The organism is Bradyrhizobium sp. WU425, from assembly GCF_021052305.1.
Classification (GTDB): domain Bacteria; phylum Pseudomonadota; class Alphaproteobacteria; order Rhizobiales; family Xanthobacteraceae; genus Bradyrhizobium; species Bradyrhizobium canariense_D.
The window spans coordinates 2,621,840-2,640,918 of sequence record NZ_CP088089.1 but is presented as its reverse complement, the minus strand read 5'-3'; the positions used below and the strand labels follow the sequence as shown (position 1 = coordinate 2,640,918).

Below are 19,079 nucleotides of genomic sequence, written 5' to 3'. Positions count from 1 at the left end.
CCGGCCTATCCGCGGCATCCGTCTCCGGGCGCGCCGAGCGGTCGGGAGCACCGGGCTCGAGGCGGTCGCGGCTCAACCGAGACGAAGCACCTTGCCCGGATTCATGATGGTCTTGGGATCGAGCGCCCGCTTGATCGTGCGCATGACGTCGAGCTCGGTCCGCGAACGGTAGTGCTGGAGCTCGTCGAGCTTTTCGATGCCGATGCCATGTTCCGCCGAGATCGAGCCGCCCATGGAGGTGACGAGGTCGTTGACGGCCCGTGTGATCGCCGCGGAATATTGGGAGAGCGTATCGCGGTCCATGCCCTTCGCGCCCATGAAGGAGAAGTGCACATTGCCGTCTCCGATGTGGCCGAGCGGATAGGGGCGGATCGTCGGCAGGATGGCGAGCGCGGCCTCGAGACCGCTGTCGATAAACTCGGGAATCCTGGAGACCGCAACCGACACGTCGTAGCTCAGGCCCGGACCTTCGGTGCGCGAGGCCTCGGCCACGCTCTCGCGAATCCGCCACATGTTGCGCGACTGCGCTTCGGTTTGCGCGATCACCGCATCCAGCACCCGGCCCGCCTCGAGTTGGTCGGCCAGGAACTGCTCCATCCTGTCCGACATGCCCGTGCCTCCGTCCTGTCGTGGCCGGGCCGATGACCATTCGAGAAGGAGATACCATTCGGTCTCAGCCTTGAGGGGATCCTGGGTGCCGGGAATGTGGCGCAGCACCATGTCGGTGCACGCGCGGCTGATGAGCTCACAGGAGCCGACATTGTCATCGGAAGCGGCATGCGCCTCCGACAGAAGGTCGATGGCTGCCTTGGGATCGCGAATTGCGAGCCATGCCGTGCACACGTCTTTCGGCGCCGGCCAGAGTTTCAGCACCGCCTTGGTGATGATGCCGAGCGTCCCTTCGGCGCCCATGAACAGATGCTTGAGGTCATAGCCGGTGTTGTCCTTCTTGAGTGCGCGCAGGCCGTCCCAGATATCGCCGTTAGCCAGCACGACCTCGAGACCCAACACCAGATTTCGCGCATTGCCATAACGCAGCACCTGCACGCCGCCAGCATTGGTGGACAGATTGCCCCCGATCATGCACGAGCCCTGAGCACCAAGGCTGAGCGGAAAGAGGCGGTCGTGGCGCGCGGCTGTGTCCTGAAGCGTCTCGAGGATGCAGCCTGCCTCCACAGTCATGGCGTAGCCGACGGGATCGATATTCAGCACCTGGTTCATGCGACCGAGCGACAGCACGATGCCCCGGTGCATAGGCCACGGCGTGGCACCGCCCATCAGGCCGGTGTTGCCACCTTGCGGAACGATGGCAATGCCGTTGTCGTAGCAGAGCTTGACGACAGCGGAGACTTCCGCCGTGCTGGCCGGACGCACGATCGCCGCGGCCTGCCCCGCCAGCGTGCCGCGCCAGTCGGTCACGAAGGGCAGCTTGTCCTGCTCGTCCACGATCAGGCCTTTGTCGCCGACGATGGCCCGCAAGCGGTCGAGAACGGCTGACGTCACCGGCGCGCTCGGAATCGAGGGGGCGGTGGGAAGGGCTGCACCCGGCATGTGTTCCTCTCTTTTCGGCCGTTGCGCGCCTTGGGGCGCGCCGGCCTTCGTTCTTTTTCATTCTGGGCGGTGGTGCAATGACCCTAGCATAGGGGTCGCGCTTGCGGGAACGTCTCCGGCAGTAAGCCTCGTGCGGATTTGCCTGCAATGCTGAACGCAGGCGTACTTCCACCGGGCTCCCGCATACCCTACTGTGCCCCGATCAAATTCGGATTGGAGCTCATGAGCCGTTTCTGGAGTCCAGTCGTCCACACGCTTTCGCCCTATGTCCCCGGCGAGCAGCCCAAGCAGGACGGCATCGTCAAGCTCAATACCAACGAGAATCCCTACCCGCCCTCGCCGCGCGTGCTGGCGGCGATCGCATCGGCCGCAGAGCGGCTGCGCCTTTATCCCGATCCGCGCGCAACGCGCCTGCGCGAGGCCATCGCGGCCCATTGCGATGTGGCGCCCGAGCAAGTGTTCGTCGGCAACGGCTCCGACGAGGTGCTGGCCCACACCTTCCAGGCACTTCTGAAGCACGAACCACCGCTTCTATTCCCCGACGTCACCTACAGCTTCTACCCTGTCTATTGCGGCCTCTATGGAATAACGCATGACGAGGTGCCGCTCGATGCTGCGATGAGGATCGATATCTCCAACTACAGGCGACCATCGAGTGCCATCCTCCTCTGCAATCCGAACGCTCCTACCGGCATCGCCCTTCAGCGCGACGCAATCGCATCGCTGCTGGCCGAACAGCAGGACCGGCTGGTGGTGGTGGACGAGGCCTATGTCGATTTCGGCGCCGAGAGCGCCGTGCCGCTGGTTGCACGCCACGACAATCTGCTGGTTATCCAGACTTTCTCGAAGTCGCGCTCGCTCGCTGGCCTGCGGGTTGGTTTTGCCATCGGCCAACGACCGCTGATCGAAGCGCTGGAACGGGTGAAGGACAGCTTCAACTCCTATCCGCTCGATTGCCTCGCGATCGCGGGCGCCGTCGCCGCGATCGAGGACGACGGCTGGTTCCGAGACACCCGTGCCCGTATCATCGCAAGCCGCGAAATCTTGGCCCGCGATCTCAGACAACTCGGCTTTGAGGTGTTGCCGTCGCTCGCCAACTTCGTTTTCGCGCGCCATCGAAGCCGGAGCGGAGCAGATCTCGCGGCAGCGCTTCGCCAGCGTGGCGTTCTGGTGCGGCATTTCCGAAAGCCGCGCATCGAGGACTTTCTGCGCATCACGGTCGGAACGGAGGCCGAGTGTGCCCGGCTCGTTGAAGTGCTGCGCGGCTTGATCTGAGCCCCAACGGTCCCCGCATCGGGCAACGTCAAACGATGAGGCCGAACGCCACCTCGTACCCATGCCGCGCAAGGCTTTGATTTCCGGTCAAATTCGGGTTACCAAACCGCTCCGCCGCTGCCTTGCATGACGATGCCCTCAGGGAAATATACGTGAATCACCTCCGCAGTCCCGAAATCGGCGCACCCGAGGCATCGTGGCGGGCGCCGAAGCTCGGGCACGGATGAACGACTTCGCGCGATCCATCAGCGCCGCATTCACACTGATCGGCGAGGCCGACGCAGAGCTTTTGGGCATCGTCGGGCTGTCGGTGCGCGTCAGCCTGACCGCCAGCATCCTCGCCCTTCTGATCGGGGCGCCGTTCGGGGCGCTGCTTGCGATCACCCGTTTCCGTGGGCGGCAGGTCATCATCGTCCTGACCAATGCCTTGCTTGGCCTTCCGCCGGTCGTGGTCGGGCTCGCGCTCTATCTTCTGCTGTCGCGCTCCGGCCCGCTCGGGGCCGCCGGCCTGTTGTTCACGCCAGCGGCCATGGTGGTTGCGCAGACGCTGCTCGCCACACCCATCGTGGTCGCACTGGTGCACCGGCCGGCGAGCCTGCTGTGGGCGGAGTATGGCGACCTGGCGCGGATCGACGGGCTGTCAACGCTACGCAGCATCGGCTTACTGTTCGCGCTGGGCCGGACCTCGCTGCTGACGGCCTTTCTCGCAGCCTTCGGGCGCGCGATCGCAGAGGTCGGCGCCATCCTCATCGTCGGCGGCAACATCCGCGGTTTCACGCGCACGATGACGACGGCGATCGCGCTGGAGACCAGCAAGGGCGACCTGCCGCTGGCGCTCGGGCTCGGGCTGATCCTGCTCGCACTCAGCGTCGCAGTGTCGACCATCGCCTTCCTGCTAGTGGGACGCGTTGGGGAAAAATAGCTGCTCGCCCCCGACCTTGTAGCCGGCGATGGTCTCCTGCCCCCCAGGAGAGATCAGCCAGTCGATGAAGGCCTGCCCGTCCCGCGCCTTCACGTTCGTATGCTTGGCCGGATTGACCAGCACGACGCCGTACTGGTTGAACAGCCGCTTGTCGCCTTCGGTGAGGACGGCGAGCTCGCCGCGATTCTTGAATGACAACCAGGTGCCGCGGTCCGACAGGAGATAGGCGTTCAACGACGACGCCATGTTGAGTGCCGGGCCCATGCCCTGCCCGATCTCGCGATACCAGCCGTCCTTTGCGGCACCGAGGTCGATGCCTGCCTCCTTCCACAGCCGCAGTTCGGCCGCGTGCGTGCCGGACTTGTCGCCGCGCGAGATGAACGGCGCCTTCACGGCCGCGATCTTGCGCAGCGCCTCGGCCACGTCCTTGCCGCCGGCGATCTTGGCGGGATCGCTCTTCGGCCCGACAATGACGAAGTCGTTGTACATGACGTCGAAGCGCTTCACGCCCTCGCCTTCGGACATGAACTTGTCTTCGGCGGGCCTGTCATGGACGAACACGACGTCTGCATCGCCGCGCCGCCCGATGTCGAGCGCCTGGCCCGTGCCGACGGCAACGACCTTCACGTCGATGCCCGCGGCCTTCGAGAATAGCGGCAGCAAATAACCGAACAGCCCCGACTGTTCCGTTGATGTCGTCGAGGCCACGGTGATGGTGCGATCCTGCGCGAATGCGATCGTGGACCAGAGCAGAACCGCTCCGAGAGTCATTATCCTTTTCATGCCTCGTCCTTACACCAGATGCCCGATGTTCCAAACTCTGCCGTCGATAGAGCCGCACAGGGAACCTCGACAAGCGCCGCCACGCTCTTGGTGATGATCCTCGGCACGCTCCCTGTGAGGAACGTCCGCTCCGCGGGCAAGTTGTCCTCGAGTCAACCCAGGAGGAAACCAGATGAAGAAGATCATTTTGGCATCCGCATGCATCATGGCGCTGGCGACCGGCGGCGCCTTCGCTCAGACACAACCCGCCCCAGGCGCATCCGGCCAGGGCGACGTTGGCCCTTCGTCGCGGGGCCCCGCGACCAAGGGCATGACGACCGGCGCGTCGTCGAACATGCAGAACGAGGCCGCCGACAGCAAGGGCAAGCAGACCCCGTCGGCCGGCGGCAGCAACACCAATAACATGGGCAGCCAGGCCGGCGGCGGCGCTGGCTCCGGCTCCGGCGCCGGAAAGTAGGCCGGTATCGATCGAAAATCCTGGAGAGGGGCGATCGTCCCCTCTCCAGAAGCCTTTGTGCCGTCAAAGCTTGTCGATGTCATGTGCGAAGGGTGTTGGTGTCGAACGAAGCGTATTGGCGGGGCTGCACCTTGGTTACAGTCACGCCGGCTAAATCGCAGCCGCGCGCCCTGAAGGCGTGGATGTTCTGCAATTGGTCCTACCTACATTGACATCAGTGTGACAGCCGGGGATTTTTACATTGCTGGCGAATCAGCGATGGCCTCAAGCCGAGTACCTCTTGGACAACTCCCAGTGCTTTCGAGACTGATATCGTTGCTGCGCCGCATCGCCGCGGTGAAATGGGCGTTCACCCGGCTTCGCCCCGCGCCGCACGGTGGCAGCATCGACGTCACGCCTGACGCAGTAGACGCCTCACCCGCCATTGTTGCAGAAATTGCAGATACGGCTCCGGCTCTCGACACCAGCATCAGCGCGGATACGTCGCACTGCGACGTCCCGGTCGCGGCTTCAGCCGCCGAAGACAACACCTCCAGCCCTGTCATCGCGGAGAGCCCGTCGGAAACGCCAGCCGATGTCAGCGGCAGCGACGATTCATCCCAGGAGACGCCGACGGAAGTCGAGCCGATCGTCGTGGAAGTTTCGGTCGCGACTATCGACGTCGTGCGCGAAGCGGTCGACGTCCCCGAACTCATCATCAACAGCGATCCAACTTCCGAACTCGCGGCCGACGTTGAGCCCGTTGTGGCGGAGAAGGCCTCTTCTGTCGATGTCGAGGTCGTCACGGTTGACGCCATCGCTCTGGTCGTCGACGTGGATACTTCCTCGACTCTCGACGACATGTGCGTCGCGTTCGCCGATCGCGACATCTCGCCGGAGCATGTCCCTGAGGATAGCATCGAGAGCGATCCCTCTCCCGGCGCCGCCGAAGACTCCACCGAGACGCCCGGCGTCGTCACAACTATCGAGCCGGCTCCGGCCCTCGTGTCTCCGGCTCCGGAGATCCCGTATGCACGGAAAGCTCGCGCGAGAGCCGCAGAGCCCGCCGACCGCTTCGCGCTGATCCGGCAGCGCTGGGCGGAGACCGGGATCAGGATGTGGAATCCGCGCCTCCACGGCGTCGGTGATGCCACGCTGAACATCCAGGGCAGCGTCGGGCTGCTGCCGCCCGCGCCCGGCGAGACGATGCCGCGCTACGACAAGCTGGAATTCCGGATGCTCGGCGGACAGATCGTCTGCGAAGGCGTGATTGTCGAAGCCCCCGCACATGCAAGCCAGCGCAGTTTTACGCCGCTCGCCGAGCCGGGGAAACTCGATCCGGTCCGCGAATTAACGCGGAAACGCCAAGCCGCTCTCGCCTGACCCTTTATTCCAGCGACGACCAGCCCATGCTAGGCTAACGCCCTGAATTTGGGAGATCGCATGCGCGCAAAATCTTTGCGACTGGTCGTGATTGCCGCCCTCTGCGTCTCGCAAGGAGCCTTCGCCGCATCCAGTAAACGCCATCCGCCCACGACCGATCAGGCCTCATCCTACAAGGCCGACCGCCTCTCCTCTTCGCGCGGAGAGACGATCCTCAACACGCCCGGCCAGACCACCGTGCTGACGCGAGAGGTCCTCGACGACAAGAACGCCACGAGCCTCAAGGACGCCATGCGCTCGACCGCCGGCGTGACAATCGGGCGCTAGGCCACTTTCGCTCAGGGGATAGGATAGCCCTTCCAGACCCACTCCAGCGCCGACGGCAGCGTCTGCGCGATCGTGGGACGGTCGACGTGCTTGGCGTTGCGTACGAACAGAAACTGATAGTGGTAGCCCTTCTCCGCCAGCACCTTGGCCATCAGCGCGTTGGAGAGGGTCCAGTCGTGCATGCCGTCGGGAATAGTGGGGTTCGGATAGAACAGGTCCTGGTCGCCGCCGAAGAACCAGAACCGGATCGGCTTGGTCGGCGCAGCGACGATCAGCGGCAGGCCGGGCGGCTCGGCCGGCGTGAGCACGCCCGCCTTGGAGATGAGATTGGGTGTGGCCGGCCCCGTCCATGCGCTGTGATACTCCCAGGCACCGCCGCGCAGCGACGGGTCATGCGGCCATTGCTGGTTGACCATGGTCGGCGAGAACGCCAGCACGCGGTGATAGAGATCCGGATAGAACCACGCCATGGTGAAGGCTGCCACACCGCTCGAACTCAGCCCCATGGTCGCACGCCCGTCGGGATTTCTGGTCAGCTTGACATCGGCGTTCTTTTCGACCAGCGGCAGCACTTCACGCTCGACGAACTGCGCGTAGGCACCTGACACCGCGTCATATTCGCGGCCACGCTGACTGCCCTGTGCGTCCTGCCCGCCATTGCCGATCTGAATCGCGATCATCGGCGGCACGCGGCGCTGCGCAATCAGATTGTCGAGCGTGACGGCGAGGTCCTTGTAGGCGTTGGAGCCGCCGTCGCCGACCACGATGAACGGCGCCTCGCTGCCGCGCACATATTGCGCCGGCACATAGACGTCGATGGTGCGCGACCAGACGCCGGGATGGCTGGTGGTGACGATCATGTGCGACTTGTCGTCCGGCGCCGTGACGGTCGTCATGATCGAGGAATTGGTGCAGCCGGCGGCGTCATCGCGGATCAGGCCAGGATTGTAGATGGTGCTCTCCTTCGACGACAGCGTGAAGGACTTTGTCGTCCCACGCGGCACGCCCTCCTTCGCGATCGTCTCCGGCGCAGGATTGTGGGTGGGACCGATGATGAAATTGCCCTCGGCACCCGGTGGCGGCAGCGTTCCGTCAGGAAGCTCTGTGGCGCGTGGATAATTGGGATTGGATGGATCGCGCGTCGGAGGCGCCGTCTTGAAGTCAAGACCCGTCGTATCAATGAAGAACGGGCCCGCCTTGTCGGTGGTGTTGGCCCCAGGCGGCACGGCCATGTTCTGGGTGACGCAGGCCGGCTGCGAGAAGGCAATCGAAGTGAAGGAGACGACGGAAATCAGCGTCCCCGCAAGGACGGAGAATGATTTGGTCATTTCAGCTCCCGATACCGACGAGTCTTTCTGGCTCGCCTTGGCGCAAAGTATGACGAGCCGACTGTGCGCGGTCAAACCCCAGCCGGCCGCGTTGCGGCTATGGCCGCCATGCTCAAAACGGGCAGGCACGGTTACTCCAGGCCGGCTGGGATGCGACTTCATCCAGGGCTACTACTTCGCAAAGCCCATGCACGGCGACGCGATCGACGAGTATCTCGCAAAGGAACGCCAGCGCCTCGGCAGCGCCGAAGCCAGGGTCGTGGCCTAAGTCGCGCCTAGCGCAGGCTCGGCAGGTCGAGCCCTTTGTCGCGGGCGCAGTCGATCGCGGTGTCGTAGCCCGCGTCGGCGTGGCGCATGACGCCGCTGGCAGGGTCGTTCCAGAGCACGCGCGCGATCCGCTTCGCCGCTTCCGGCGTACCGTCGGCGACGATCACCATGCCGGCATGCTGGGAATAGCCGATGCCGACGCCGCCACCGTGATGCAGCGACACCCAGGTCGCGCCGCTGGCGCAATTGAGCAGGGCGTTGAGCAAGGGCCAGTCGGACACAGCGCCCGACCCGTCCTTCATCGCTTCGGTTTCGCGGTTGGGGCTCGCCACTGAACCGCTGTCGAGATGATCGCGGCCAATCACGATGGGTGCCTTCAATTCGCCGCGCGCCACCATCTCATTGAAGGCAAGGCCCAGGCGATCGCGATCGCCGAGCCCGACCCAGCAGATCCGCGCCGGCAGGCCCTGGAACTTGATGCGCTCCCTGGCCATGTCGAGCCAATTGTGCAGATGCTTGTCGTCAGGCATCAGCTCCTTGACCTTGGCGTCGGTCTTGAAGATGTCCTCGGGATCGCCCGACAGCGCGGCCCAGCGGAACGGCCCGACGCCGCGGCAGAACAAGGGACGGATATAGGCGGGAACGAAGCCGGGAAAATCGAAGGCATTCTTCAGGCCCATGTCCTGCGCCATCTGGCGAATATTGTTGCCATAGTCGAGGGTCGGAATGCCCAGTGCATGGAAATCCAGCATGGCCTGGACGTGCTCAACCATCGAGGTCTTCGAGGCGCGCTCCACGGCCTTGGGGTCGGCAGCGCGCTTGGCTTCCCACTCGGCGAGCGTCCAGCCCTTCGGCAAATAGCCGTTGATCGGATCGTGCGCGCTGGTCTGATCGGTGACGATGTCGGGCCTGACGCCACGGCGGACCAGCTCGGGAAAAATCTCCGCGGCATTGCCGAGCAGGCCGACCGAGACCGCCTTCTTCGTCTTCGCTGCGTCGGCCATGATCGCAAGCGCCTCGTCCAGCGTTGCGGCCTGGCGATCGAGATACCCGGTGCGCAGACGCATCTCGATGCGGCTCGGCTGGCATTCGACCGCCAGCACCGAGGCCCCGGCCATGGTCGCAGCCAGCGGCTGCGCGCCGCCCATGCCGCCGAGACCGGCCGTCAGAATCCATTTGCCGGCGAGGCTGCCGCCATAGTGGCGGCGGCCAACTTCAACGAAGGTTTCGTAGGTGCCCTGCACGATGCCCTGGCTGCCGATATAGATCCAGGAACCCGCCGTCATCTGGCCGTACATCATCAGGCCCTTGCGATCGAGCTCGTTGAAATGATCGAGCGTCGCCCAGTGCGGCACGATGTTGGAATTCGCGATCAGGACGCGCGGCGCGTCGGCATGAGTGCGGAACACGCCAACCGGCTTGCCGGACTGGACCAGCAGCGTCTGGTCGTCCTCGAGCTCGCGCAGCGAAGCAACGATCCGGTCAAAGCTCTCCCAGTCGCGCGCGGCGCGGCCGATGCCGCCATAGACGACGAGCTCGCTCGGACGTTCTGCAACGTCGGGATCGAGATTGTTCATGAGCATGCGCAAGGGAGCTTCGGTCAACCAGCTCTTGGCGCTGATTTCGCTGCCGCGGGGCGCGCGGATGGTGCGGTCGTTGTCCAGTCGGCGGTTCATGCGGAACACCTCGTCAGGCAAGTGTCGGAAACGGGTCAGTTGACAGTACGGCGAGCGCCGCAGCCGGCAGCGCGTCGGCTTCGACCAGCGCTGCAGCCCTGGCGAGATCGCCGGCCATGTAGCGGTCGGCGCCGAGCTGCGGCACCTGCTCGCGCAGTGCGGCGATGACGGCGGCGAGCGGCGCGCTGGTCGCATGCGGCGCGCGCAGCGTGATGCCTTGGGCGGCGACCAGCAGCTCAATGCCCAGGATGGTGGCGAGATTGTCCGCCATGTCAGACAGGCGCCGTGCAGCATGCGCGGCCATCGAGACATGGTCTTCCTGGTTGGCGCTGGTCGGCGTCGAATCGATCGAGCACACGGCCGCGCGCTGCTTGTTCTCGGCATAGAGTGCGGCCGCCGTCACCTCGGCGATCATGAAGCCGGAATTGATACCGGGATCGGGAGTGAGGAACGGCGGCAGGCCGAAATTGAGCGCGGGATCGACCAGCGTCGCGATGCGCCGCTCGCTGATCGCACCGATTTCCGACAGCGCCAGCGCGATGGTATCCGCGGCAAAAGCCACCGGTTCGGCATGGAAGTTGCCGCCGGAGACGATCTCGCCGGTCTCGACCAGGACAAGCGGATTATCGGTGACGGCATTGGCCTCGATAATCAGCGTCCGCGCCGCCTGCAGGATCAGGTCGAGCGCCGCGCCTGCGACCTGCGGCTGGCAGCGCAGGCAATAGGGGTCCTGCACGCGCTCGTCGCCTTCGAGATGCGACAGGCGGATGTCGCTGCCGTCGAGCAGCGCCATCAAGGTTGCCGCGGCCGCGATCTGTCCCGAATGGCCGCGCAGCGCCTGGATTTCGGGACGGAACGGCGCCGTCGAGGCCATCGCCGCGTCGACCGACAGCGCGCCGGTAACGAGCGCGGCGCGGGCCAGGCGAAATGCGCGCAGCACGCCGGAGACGGCGTAGGCGGTGGAGAATTGCGTGCCGTTGATCAGCGCGAGCCCTTCCTTGGGCCCCAATGTCAGCGGCGCGACGACAGCGGCTGCGAGCGCCTCGCTGCCTGACACGCTCTTGCCGTCGACGAACGCCTGTCCTTCGCCGATCATCACAGCGGTCATATGCGCGAGCGGTGCGAGATCGCCAGAAGCACCGACCGAACCCTGCTGCGGCACCAGCGGTGAGACGCGCCGCGCCAGCATGGCCTGCAGCTGCTCGATCACCTCGCGGCGCACGCCGGAAGCACCGCGCCCGAGCGAGATGATCTTCAGCGCCATCATCAGCCGGACAATCGGCTCGGGCGTCGCCGCACCGACGCCGCAGCAATGCGAGACGATGAGATTGCGCTGGAGCAGCGCGGTCTGGTCAGGCGGAATGCGCTTCGAGGCAAGTTTGCCGAAGCCGGTATTGATGCCGTAGACGGGAGCATCGGCTCGCGCAGCCCTTGCAACGATCTCCGCGGCCGCGTCGACGTGCGGCCAGAAGGCGGGATCGAGTAGCACGGAATGTCCTTCGAGTACGCGCGCGAGATCGTCGAGGCTGACCGTTCCCGGCTTGACGACGATCGCTGCGCCCTTCTCCATCACTGTCCCCTCCACACCCGGCGATGAAGCGGATTGAAGCCGATGCGGTACACCAGCTCGGCGGGGCGCTCGATGTCCCATATCGCAAGGTCACACCATTTGCCGGCCTCTAACGTGCCGGTATCATTGAGCACGCCGAGCGCTCGCGCGCCTTCGCGGGTGACACCCACAAGGCACTCGGCCACATTCATCCGGAACAGCGTCGCGCCCATGTTCATGGCGAGCAGCAGCGAGGTCAGCGGCGAGCTGCCCGGATTGCAGTCGGTCGCCAGCGCCATGGCAACGCCGTGCTTGCGGAACGCCTCGACCGGCGGTTTTTGCGTCTCGCGGATGAAGTAGAAGGCGCCGGGCAGAAGCACGGCCACCGTTCCGGCCTTCGCTATCGCCGCTGCACCGGCTTCGTCGGTGTGCTCGAGGTGATCGGCCGAGAGCGCCGAGAATTTTGCGGCGAGCGCAGCCCCGCCGAGGTTCGAGAGCTGGTCAGCATGCAGCTTAACCGGAAGTCCGAGCCGCCTCGCCGTCTCGAACACCCGCGCCGTCTGCTCGCCGGAAAATGCGATCCCCTCCATGAAGGCATCGACGGCATCGGCGAGGCCCGCCTTCGCGACCGCCGGCAACATCTCCCTGCAGACGAGATCGATGTAGCGATCCTTGTCGCCATCGGCCTCTGGCGGCAGCGCATGCGCGCCGAGAAACGACGTGCGGATCGCGACCGGCCGCTGACGGCCCAGGCTTCGCGCGGCGGCCAGCTGCCGCATCTCGGTCTCGGTATCCAAGCCGTAGCCGGACTTGATCTCGACCGTGGTGGCACCCTCGGCAATCAGCGCATCGAGCCGCGGCAGCGCGTGTGCTACGAGCTCGGCCTCGCTTGCCTTGCGCGTCGCGGCTACGGTCGAGACGATACCGCCGCCGGCGCGCGCGATCTCTTCGTAGCTCGCGCCCTTCAGGCGCAGCTCGAACTCATGGGCGCGGTTGCCGCCATAGACCAGATGGGTGTGACAATCGACGAGACCGGGCGTGATCCAACGCCCTTCGCAATCGATCCGGTCGGCTGCATCGGCGCTCGCCGGAAAATCGGTCTGCGAACCCGCATAAGCGATACGACCGCCGCGCGCGGCGATCACGCCGTGCTCGATCTCACCGAGATCGGGACGGTCGGCCCGCATCGTGGCGAGCTGGGCGTTATGCCAGATCCGGTCGAAGCGTTCTGCCATGCAACTGTCCCTTCGCGTGGGATGCTTGACTTATATGTCTAGACATATAATCGTGTCGCGGTTCTGTCCAGCCGGCATGGAAACATGACACGACTGCATTTCGCCTCCGCGCTCCTGCCCTCGGGCTGGGCCAATGACGTGCAGGTGGTGATCACCGCCGGCGCGATCGCCGAGGTGACGCCGGGCATGGCGCCGGTCTCCGGCGATGAACGCCACGACATCGCGTTTCCGGGACTTGCGAGCCTGCACAGCCACGCTTTCCAGCGCGGCATGGCGGGTCTCGCGGAACTGCGCGGCGATAGCACCGACACCTTCTGGACCTGGCGCGAGACGATGTACCGCTTCGCGCTGGCGATGACGCCCGACGACGTCGCGGCGGTCGCGACACTGCTTTATGTCGAGATGCTGGAGCAGGGTTTTACCCGCGTCGGCGAATTCCATTATCTGCATCATGATCGCGACGGCTCGCCCTACGCCGACATCGGCGAAATGGCCGCACGCATCGCGCAGGCCGCCGAAGCTTCGGGTATTGCGCTGACGTTGCTGCCGAGTTTTTATGCGCATGGCTCATTTGGAGGCGCAGCACCGCATGGCGGCCAGCGCCGCTTCGTCTGTACGGTTGATCAATTTTCCGCACTGATGGCTGCCTCGCGCAAGGTCATTGAACGACTGCCGGGCGCAAATATCGGCATCGCGCCGCACAGCTTGCGCGCCGTAACGCCGGCCGAGCTTGCGGCTATCATTCCACTCGCGGAGGGCGGCCCGGTGCACATTCATGCCGCCGAGCAGGTGAAGGAAGTCGAGGATTGCCTGGCGTGGTCCGGACGACGTCCGGTGCAATGGTTGCTGGAGCACGCACCCGTCGATCAACGCTGGTGCCTCATTCACGCCACCCACACCACGGACGAGGAAGTCCGCGCCTTCGCTAGGACCGGCGCGGTCGCCGGCCTCTGCCCCATCACCGAGGCAAGCCTTGGTGATGGCATTTTCCCGGCGCGCGAATTCGTCGGTGCCGGCGGTGCCTTTGGCGTCGGCACGGATTCCAATGTGCTGGTCGGCGTCGCCGACGAGCTGCGTCAGCTCGAATATGGCCAACGGCTCAAGCACCGTGAACGCAACGTGCTCTCTGCCGGCGCAGGCCGCTCGACGGGACGCGCCCTGTTCGATCATGCGCTTGCAGGCGGTGCGCGGGCACTAGCCCAGATGTCAGTCGGTCTGACGCCAGGTGCACGCGCCGACATCGTCACGCTCGACATCACGCATCCCTCGCTGGCGGGGCGCGCGCGCGATGCCGCCATCGACGGCTGGATCTTCGCTGGGGGCAACGGCGCGATCGATTGCGTCTGGGCCGGCGGCGACAAGGTCGTCGAAGGCGGGCGGCACAGACTGCGCCAGGCCGCGCGCGAACACTTCAACGCATCGGTGCGGAGGCTCGTCGCATGAGCCTCGCCACAGATGCCGGCGACAAGCCGACGCTCTACAAGCGGATCCGCGCCGATATCGAGAAGCGCATTCTGACCGGCGAGTGGCCGCCCGGGCATCGCATCCCGTTCGAGCACGAACTGGTGGCGCGTTACGGCTGCTCGCGCATGACCGTGAACAAGGCGCTGTCGGAGCTCGCGCAAGCCGACCTGATCGAGCGGCGGCGACGTGCCGGCTCCTTCGTCCGCCGGCCGCAACACCAGTCCGCTGTGCTCAAGATCGCCGACATGCGCGCCGAGATCACCGCGCTCGGGCGCGATTACGGCTACGAGCTGATCGGCCGCAAGCTCCGCGCCGCGACTGCGGCCGACCGTGACCGCCTCGGTGTCAAGAAGGCCGGCAAGGTGGTCGCGATCACCTGCCGCCACAGCGCCGACAACGTGCCTTTCGCCGTCGAGGACAGGCTGATCGATCTCGCGTCGGTGCCGGATGCGGCGGCCGCAGATTTTTCGCGTGAGCCACCCGGCTCATGGCTGCTTCACCATGTTCCATGGACAGAGGCAGAGCATACGATCAGCGCTATCGTTGCGGACGATCGCACGGCCGAAGCGCTCGACATCGCCGTCGGCGCGCCCTGCCTCGTGATCGACCGCTATACCTGGCGCAGCGCGCGCACGATCACCGCCGTGCGGCTGCTCTATCCCGGTGACTCTCACCGCCTTGTCGCCCGATTCAAGGGAGGCTGAGAGGACGATGTCGGCACAAATCGTGCAACGTTTCGGGCAACGGTCCATGAGGACCGACCAAGATCAACAGGACGTCAATCCATCGATCGGCAAGAGGACGACAATCATGCGTAGTTCGAAAGTATTTGCGGCAGTCATTGCACTTGCGGTCTCCACCCCCGTGCTCGCCGACGACGTCAAGGTCGGCGTCGGCATCTCCGGATGGACCGGGTTCGCGCCGCTGACGCTGGCGAAGGAAGCCGGCATTTTCAAGAAGAACGGCCTCGACGTCACCATCAAGAAGATTCCGCAGAAGGATCGCCATCTCGCGATCGCGTCCGGCGACGTCCAGTGCGCGGCGACCACCGTGGAGACCTGGATCTCCTGGAACGCCAACGGCGTCGCGACCAAGCAGATCTTCCAGCTCGACAAGAGCTACGGCGCCGACGGCATGGCCGTGCGCAACGAGCTTGCCGCGATCAAGGATCTGAAGGGCAAGACGGTTGCTGCTTCCGCGCCCGGTACCTCGCCCTATTTCGCGCTGGCCTGGATGCTCAAGAAGAACGGCTTGTCGGTGAAGGACGTCACTGTCGTGAACCTCGAGCCGGCGGCGGCGGCACAGGCCTTTGTCTCCGGCCAGAACGATGCCGCGATGACCTATGAGCCGTATCTGTCGACGGTTCGTGCCGCCCCCGACAAGGGCAAGATCATCGCGACCACGCTCGACTATCCGATGGTCATGGACACGTTCGGCTGCACGCCGAAATTCCTCACCGAGAACCCGAAGGCCGCCAAGGCGCTCGCCGACAGCTATTTCGAGGCCCTCGACATGATCGCCAAGGACCAGGCCAAGGCCTACGAGATCATGGGTGCCGACGTGAAGCAGAGCGGCGAGGCGTTCGGCAACTCGGCAAAATATCTGCGCTGGCAGGACAAGGCCGCGAACCAGAAATTCTTCGCCGGCGATTTCCTGACCTTCAACAAGGAGGCCGCCGACCTCCTGCTCGAGATCGGGATCATCAAGGCCGCGCCGAAGGTCGAGGATCTCTTCGACGCCAGCTATATCAAGTAAATCTCCCAGGAGCCGCCGGCCCCGTCTCGCCGCGGGGCCGGCAAACTTGTTCACCGCCCGGATAGACAGTTTGATGCGTCCCCTCGATCCCGTGACGTCAAGGCAGCGCGTGGCTTACGGCCTTGCGTTCTTCGTGGTGTTCGTAGCCCTCTGGTCCTGGGCGACCTTCGGCGGCCATGTGTCGAAGGTGTTCCTCGCCAACCCGCTGACCATGGTGCAGGAAGGCGTCGATCTGATCATCAAACAGGGCTTCCTGTTCGACATCGGCATGACGATTTGGCGCGTCGTCGGCGGCTTCGTGCTGGCCGCAATCATCGCGGTGCCGTTCGGCGTGCTGATGGGCGCGTACAAGCCGGTCGAGGCCTTCCTCGAACCGTTCGTTTCCTTTGCGCGCTATTTGCCGGCCTCCGCCTTCATTCCCCTCCTGATCCTGTGGGCAGGCATCGGCGAGCTGCAGAAGCTGCTCGTCATCTTCATCGGCTCGGTGTTCCAGATCATCCTGATGATCGCGGTGACCGTCGGCACCACGCGGCGCGACCTGGTCGAGGCGGCCTATACGCTGGGAGCCAGCGACCGCGGCATCATCCGCCGCGTGCTGTTGCCCTCTTCCGCGCCGGAGATCGCCGAGATCCTGCGGCTGGTGCTGGGCTGGGCCTGGACCTATGTCATCGTCGCCGAACTGATCGGCTCCTCCTCCGGCATCGGCCACATGATCACCGACAGCCAGGCGCTGCTCAACACCGGCCAGATCATCTTCGGCATCATCGTGATCGGGCTGATCGGCCTCGTCTCGGACTTCCTGTTCAAGGCGTTCAACGCGTGGCTGTTTCCCTGGAGGCTCGCATGACGATCCTCAAGATCGAACAGGTCTCGCGAACTTTTCCCGCGCGCCACGGCAACGCGCCAACGAGGGCGCTGGAGCCGACCGACCTTGTGATCGGCAACAACGACTTCGTCACCATCCTCGGCCCTTCCGGCTGCGGCAAGTCCACGCTGCTTCGCATCGTCGCCGGCCTCGATCGCCCGACCGGCGGACGTGTGGTGCTCGACGGACGCGAGGTGACTGGCCCGGGCGCCGACCGCGGCATGGTGTTCCAGTCCTACACGCTGTTTCCCTGGCTGACGGTGCGCGAGAACATCGCCTTCGGCCTTCGCGAGTGCGGCGTGCCCGAGGTGGAGCGAAACAAGGTCGCCGATGCCTTCATCCGCCAGGTCGGTTTGTCCGGCTTCGAGAACCATTGGCCAAAGCAACTCTCCGGCGGCATGCAGCAGCGCACGGCGATCGCGCGTGCGCTCGCCAATGATCCGAAGATCCTGCTGCTCGACGAGCCCTTCGGCGCGCTCGACAACCAGACACGCGCCTTGATGCAGGAAATGCTGCTCGGGATCTGGGAGCGCGACCAGAAGACCGTGCTGTTCGTGACCCACGACATCGAGGAGGCGATCTTCCTCGGCAGCCGCGTCATCGTCATGAGCGCGCGTCCCGGCCGCATCAAGGCCGAGATCAATGTGGACCTGCCGCATCCGCGCTCCTACAAGATCAAGACCACGCCCGAATTCGTCCAGTTGAAGGAACGGCTGGTCGAGGAGATCCGCACCGAGGCGTTGAAGGTTGCCGAGCATGCCTGAGACTTTTTCACGCGCCAACGGGATGCGCGTTCTCGCCGATCTCAATGCGCTGCGTGCCATTGGCGCCTACAAGACCGGCGTGCACAAGCCGACCTTGTCCGAGCCGCACAAGCTTTCGCTGGATTGGCTGGTGCAGAAGCTGCCCGACGCGGGCCTCTCCGCCGCGATCGACGGCATCGGCAATGTCTTTGGCACCAGCGCAAAGTCGGGACCCAAGCTGCTCGCGGGATCGCACCTCGAAAGCCAGAACTACGCCGGCTGGCTCGACGGCCCGCTCGGGGTCGTCTACGCGCTCGAAGCGGCCCGCGTGCTCAATGCCGATCCCTCGCTCGAAGGCGCGGTCGAGGTTGCCGCCTGGTGCGACGAGGAAGGACACTTTGGACACTTTCTCGGTTCGCGCTCCTATGTCGGCCAATTGACCGAGACCGACATCGATGCCGCACGCGACCGCACCAGCGGCCGCACCATGCGGGCCGCACTTGCCGACATGGGGCTCGCAGGACGACCACGCATCGCCGCCGAGCCGGGCCGGCACGTCGGATATCTGGAAGCCCATATCGAGCAGGGCGACACGCTCGAAAGCGGTTGCCTTGCGATCGGCGTCGTCACCTCCATCGTCGGCATCTGGCAATACCAGATCAATTTCGTCGGTGAACAGAATCACGCCGGCACGACCCGCATGGCTGCACGGAAGGATGCCGGGCTGGCGCTGGCAAAGTTCTGCGTCGCGATCGACGAGCGTTTCCCCGAGAGCTGCGGCCCGCGCACGGTCTGGACCACCGGCCGCATCACGCTCGATCCGGGCGCACCGAGCATCATTCCGGGTGCGGCCGAAATGCTGTTCCAGATCCGCGACGACGATCCTTCCGTCGTCGCACGGCTGGAAGAACTGCTGCGGAGCATGGCGGACGAGGTCAGCGCGAACGGCCCCTGCACCGTCACCGTGGACAAACTGCGCACCGGTGCGCCGGCCATGATGAACGCGGGCATCCAGGACGCGATCGAAGCCGCGAGCAAGGCCCTGGCCGGCGGACGGTCCATCCGCATGCCCAGCGGCGCCGGCCACGACGCGCAGATGCTGGCGACCATCATGCCCGCGGGCATGCTGTTCGTACCGTCGATCGACGGCATCAGTCATCACTGGACCGAGAACACCGCCGACGTCGACATCGTCACCGGCGCCCAGGTGTTTGTCGACGCTTGCCGGCGGATACTCGGCGGCTAGAACGATTACAGACACAGCTTCGCATCCTCGCGGCGTGTTTCACCCGAGCTTTGCTTCGTCGCTTCACCCTCTTGTCCAAGAGGGCGCAGGGAAGGCCGGGTGCCGGCTGGCACCCGCGGTCCGCTGCGCGAAAATGTAGCGCAAGGAAACCGCACAGCAGCATACAGGTGTAGCCAATCACTCGGCCTTCCCTGCGCGATGGTTGGACGGCTTATGCCGTGCTCTCCCGGGAGCCGAGTTCCTGCTGGCCTCCCTCGTCCCTGCGAAAGTCACC

The 19,079-nt window shown here is 65.0% G+C and carries 18 protein-coding genes; 12 read left to right on the top strand and 6 right to left on the bottom strand.

All coding sequences use genetic code 11. The features are described from left to right. Positions 1–72: 72 nt before the first annotated feature. Positions 73–1,551, bottom strand: a complete 1,479-nt coding sequence (locus tag BcanWU425_RS12520) for an FAD-binding oxidoreductase (RefSeq protein ID WP_231190508.1) — start codon at positions 1,549–1,551, stop codon at positions 73–75. A 222-nt stretch (positions 1,552–1,773) separates the two neighbouring features. Here BcanWU425_RS12520 and hisC point away from each other — a divergent pair, with 222 nt between their 5' ends. Together hisC and BcanWU425_RS12510 are read left to right on the top strand one after the other, a co-directional pair. After that, on the top strand, positions 1,774–2,826 hold the full coding sequence (gene hisC, locus BcanWU425_RS12515; protein ID WP_204511943.1) for a histidinol-phosphate transaminase: 1,053 nt from the start codon (positions 1,774–1,776) through the stop codon (positions 2,824–2,826). Positions 2,827–3,049: 223 nt separating this feature from the next. Then, the gene (locus tag BcanWU425_RS12510; RefSeq protein ID WP_204511944.1) at positions 3,050–3,748 is read left to right on the top strand and encodes an ABC transporter permease; all 699 of its coding nucleotides are present in this window, start codon (positions 3,050–3,052) and stop codon (positions 3,746–3,748) included. On the opposite strand, the gene BcanWU425_RS12505 is transcribed toward BcanWU425_RS12510, so the two are convergent. After that, a complete protein-coding gene (locus tag BcanWU425_RS12505) occupies positions 3,722–4,531 on the bottom strand; it encodes a substrate-binding domain-containing protein (RefSeq protein ID WP_204511945.1) in 810 nt (269 codons plus the stop codon). The genes BcanWU425_RS12510 and BcanWU425_RS12505 overlap by 27 nt on opposite strands. 172 nt (positions 4,532–4,703) lie before the next feature. On the opposite strand from BcanWU425_RS12505, the gene BcanWU425_RS12500 reads away from it, so the two are divergent. The 3 genes from BcanWU425_RS12500 to BcanWU425_RS12490 all read left to right on the top strand — a co-directional run bounded on the left by BcanWU425_RS12500 (position 4,704) and on the right by BcanWU425_RS12490 (position 6,677). Continuing rightward, positions 4,704–4,988 carry a hypothetical protein gene (locus tag BcanWU425_RS12500; RefSeq protein ID WP_018460320.1) on the top strand — a complete coding sequence of 95 codons (285 nt, stop codon included), beginning with the start codon at positions 4,704–4,706 and terminating at the stop codon, positions 4,986–4,988. Positions 4,989–5,282: 294 nt separating this feature from the next. Next, positions 5,283–6,350, top strand: a complete 1,068-nt coding sequence (locus BcanWU425_RS12495) for a hypothetical protein (RefSeq protein WP_445818654.1) — start codon at positions 5,283–5,285, stop codon at positions 6,348–6,350. Between the two features lie 60 nt (positions 6,351–6,410). Then, positions 6,411–6,677 (top strand): TonB-dependent receptor plug domain-containing protein, encoded by a 267-nt coding sequence (locus BcanWU425_RS12490; protein ID WP_204511946.1) that lies wholly within the window; start codon positions 6,411–6,413, stop codon positions 6,675–6,677. Positions 6,678–6,688: 11 nt separating this feature from the next. Here the strand turns inward: BcanWU425_RS12490 and BcanWU425_RS12485 are convergent, their stop codons facing one another. Further along, a complete protein-coding gene (locus tag BcanWU425_RS12485) occupies positions 6,689–8,005 on the bottom strand; it encodes an alpha/beta hydrolase (RefSeq protein WP_085384854.1) in 1,317 nt (438 codons plus the stop codon). On the opposite strand from BcanWU425_RS12485, the gene BcanWU425_RS12480 reads away from it, so the two are divergent. Further along, positions 7,998–8,273, top strand: a complete 276-nt coding sequence (locus tag BcanWU425_RS12480; RefSeq protein ID WP_083926599.1) for a hypothetical protein — start codon at positions 7,998–8,000, stop codon at positions 8,271–8,273. The genes BcanWU425_RS12485 and BcanWU425_RS12480 overlap by 8 nt on opposite strands. 7 nt (positions 8,274–8,280) lie before the next feature. Here the strand turns inward: BcanWU425_RS12480 and hutU are convergent, their stop codons facing one another. Genes hutU through hutI form a run of 3 tightly spaced genes read right to left on the bottom strand, consistent with a single transcriptional unit; the run spans position 8,281 to position 12,732 of the window. Further along, positions 8,281–9,948 carry a urocanate hydratase gene (hutU, locus tag BcanWU425_RS12475; protein ID WP_204511947.1) on the bottom strand — a complete coding sequence of 556 codons (1,668 nt, stop codon included), beginning with the start codon at positions 9,946–9,948 and terminating at the stop codon, positions 8,281–8,283. A gap of 13 nt (positions 9,949–9,961) precedes the next feature. After that, entirely contained in the window at positions 9,962–11,521 is a 1,560-nt protein-coding gene (hutH, locus tag BcanWU425_RS12470) for a histidine ammonia-lyase (RefSeq protein WP_204511948.1), read from the bottom strand. Further along, positions 11,518–12,732, bottom strand: a complete 1,215-nt coding sequence (gene hutI, locus BcanWU425_RS12465; protein ID WP_204511949.1) for an imidazolonepropionase — start codon at positions 12,730–12,732, stop codon at positions 11,518–11,520. The genes hutH and hutI overlap by 4 nt, the downstream gene beginning before the upstream one ends. 84 nt (positions 12,733–12,816) lie before the next feature. On the opposite strand from hutI, the gene BcanWU425_RS12460 reads away from it, so the two are divergent. The 6 genes from BcanWU425_RS12460 (at position 12,817) to BcanWU425_RS12435 (ending at position 18,805) form a co-directional block, all read left to right on the top strand. Continuing rightward, positions 12,817–14,175, top strand: coding sequence for a formimidoylglutamate deiminase (locus tag BcanWU425_RS12460; RefSeq protein ID WP_204511950.1), 1,359 nt, complete (start codon positions 12,817–12,819; stop codon positions 14,173–14,175). After that, positions 14,172–14,900 carry a histidine utilization repressor gene (gene hutC, locus BcanWU425_RS12455; protein ID WP_085350550.1) on the top strand — a complete coding sequence of 243 codons (729 nt, stop codon included), beginning with the start codon at positions 14,172–14,174 and terminating at the stop codon, positions 14,898–14,900. The genes BcanWU425_RS12460 and hutC overlap by 4 nt, the downstream gene beginning before the upstream one ends. Before the next feature lie 106 nt (positions 14,901–15,006). Beyond that, on the top strand, positions 15,007–15,951 hold the full coding sequence (locus BcanWU425_RS12450) for an ABC transporter substrate-binding protein (protein ID WP_026234003.1): 945 nt from the start codon (positions 15,007–15,009) through the stop codon (positions 15,949–15,951). A 73-nt stretch (positions 15,952–16,024) separates the two neighbouring features. Then, the gene (locus BcanWU425_RS12445) at positions 16,025–16,798 is read left to right on the top strand and encodes an ABC transporter permease (protein ID WP_007601313.1); all 774 of its coding nucleotides are present in this window, start codon (positions 16,025–16,027) and stop codon (positions 16,796–16,798) included. Then, on the top strand, positions 16,795–17,580 hold the full coding sequence (locus BcanWU425_RS12440) for an ABC transporter ATP-binding protein (protein ID WP_204511951.1): 786 nt from the start codon (positions 16,795–16,797) through the stop codon (positions 17,578–17,580). Before BcanWU425_RS12445 ends, BcanWU425_RS12440 begins: the two co-directional genes overlap by 4 nt. Then, positions 17,573–18,805, top strand: a complete 1,233-nt coding sequence (locus BcanWU425_RS12435) for a Zn-dependent hydrolase (protein WP_204511952.1) — start codon at positions 17,573–17,575, stop codon at positions 18,803–18,805. Before BcanWU425_RS12440 ends, BcanWU425_RS12435 begins: the two co-directional genes overlap by 8 nt. Positions 18,806–19,079: the final 274 nt, after the last annotated feature.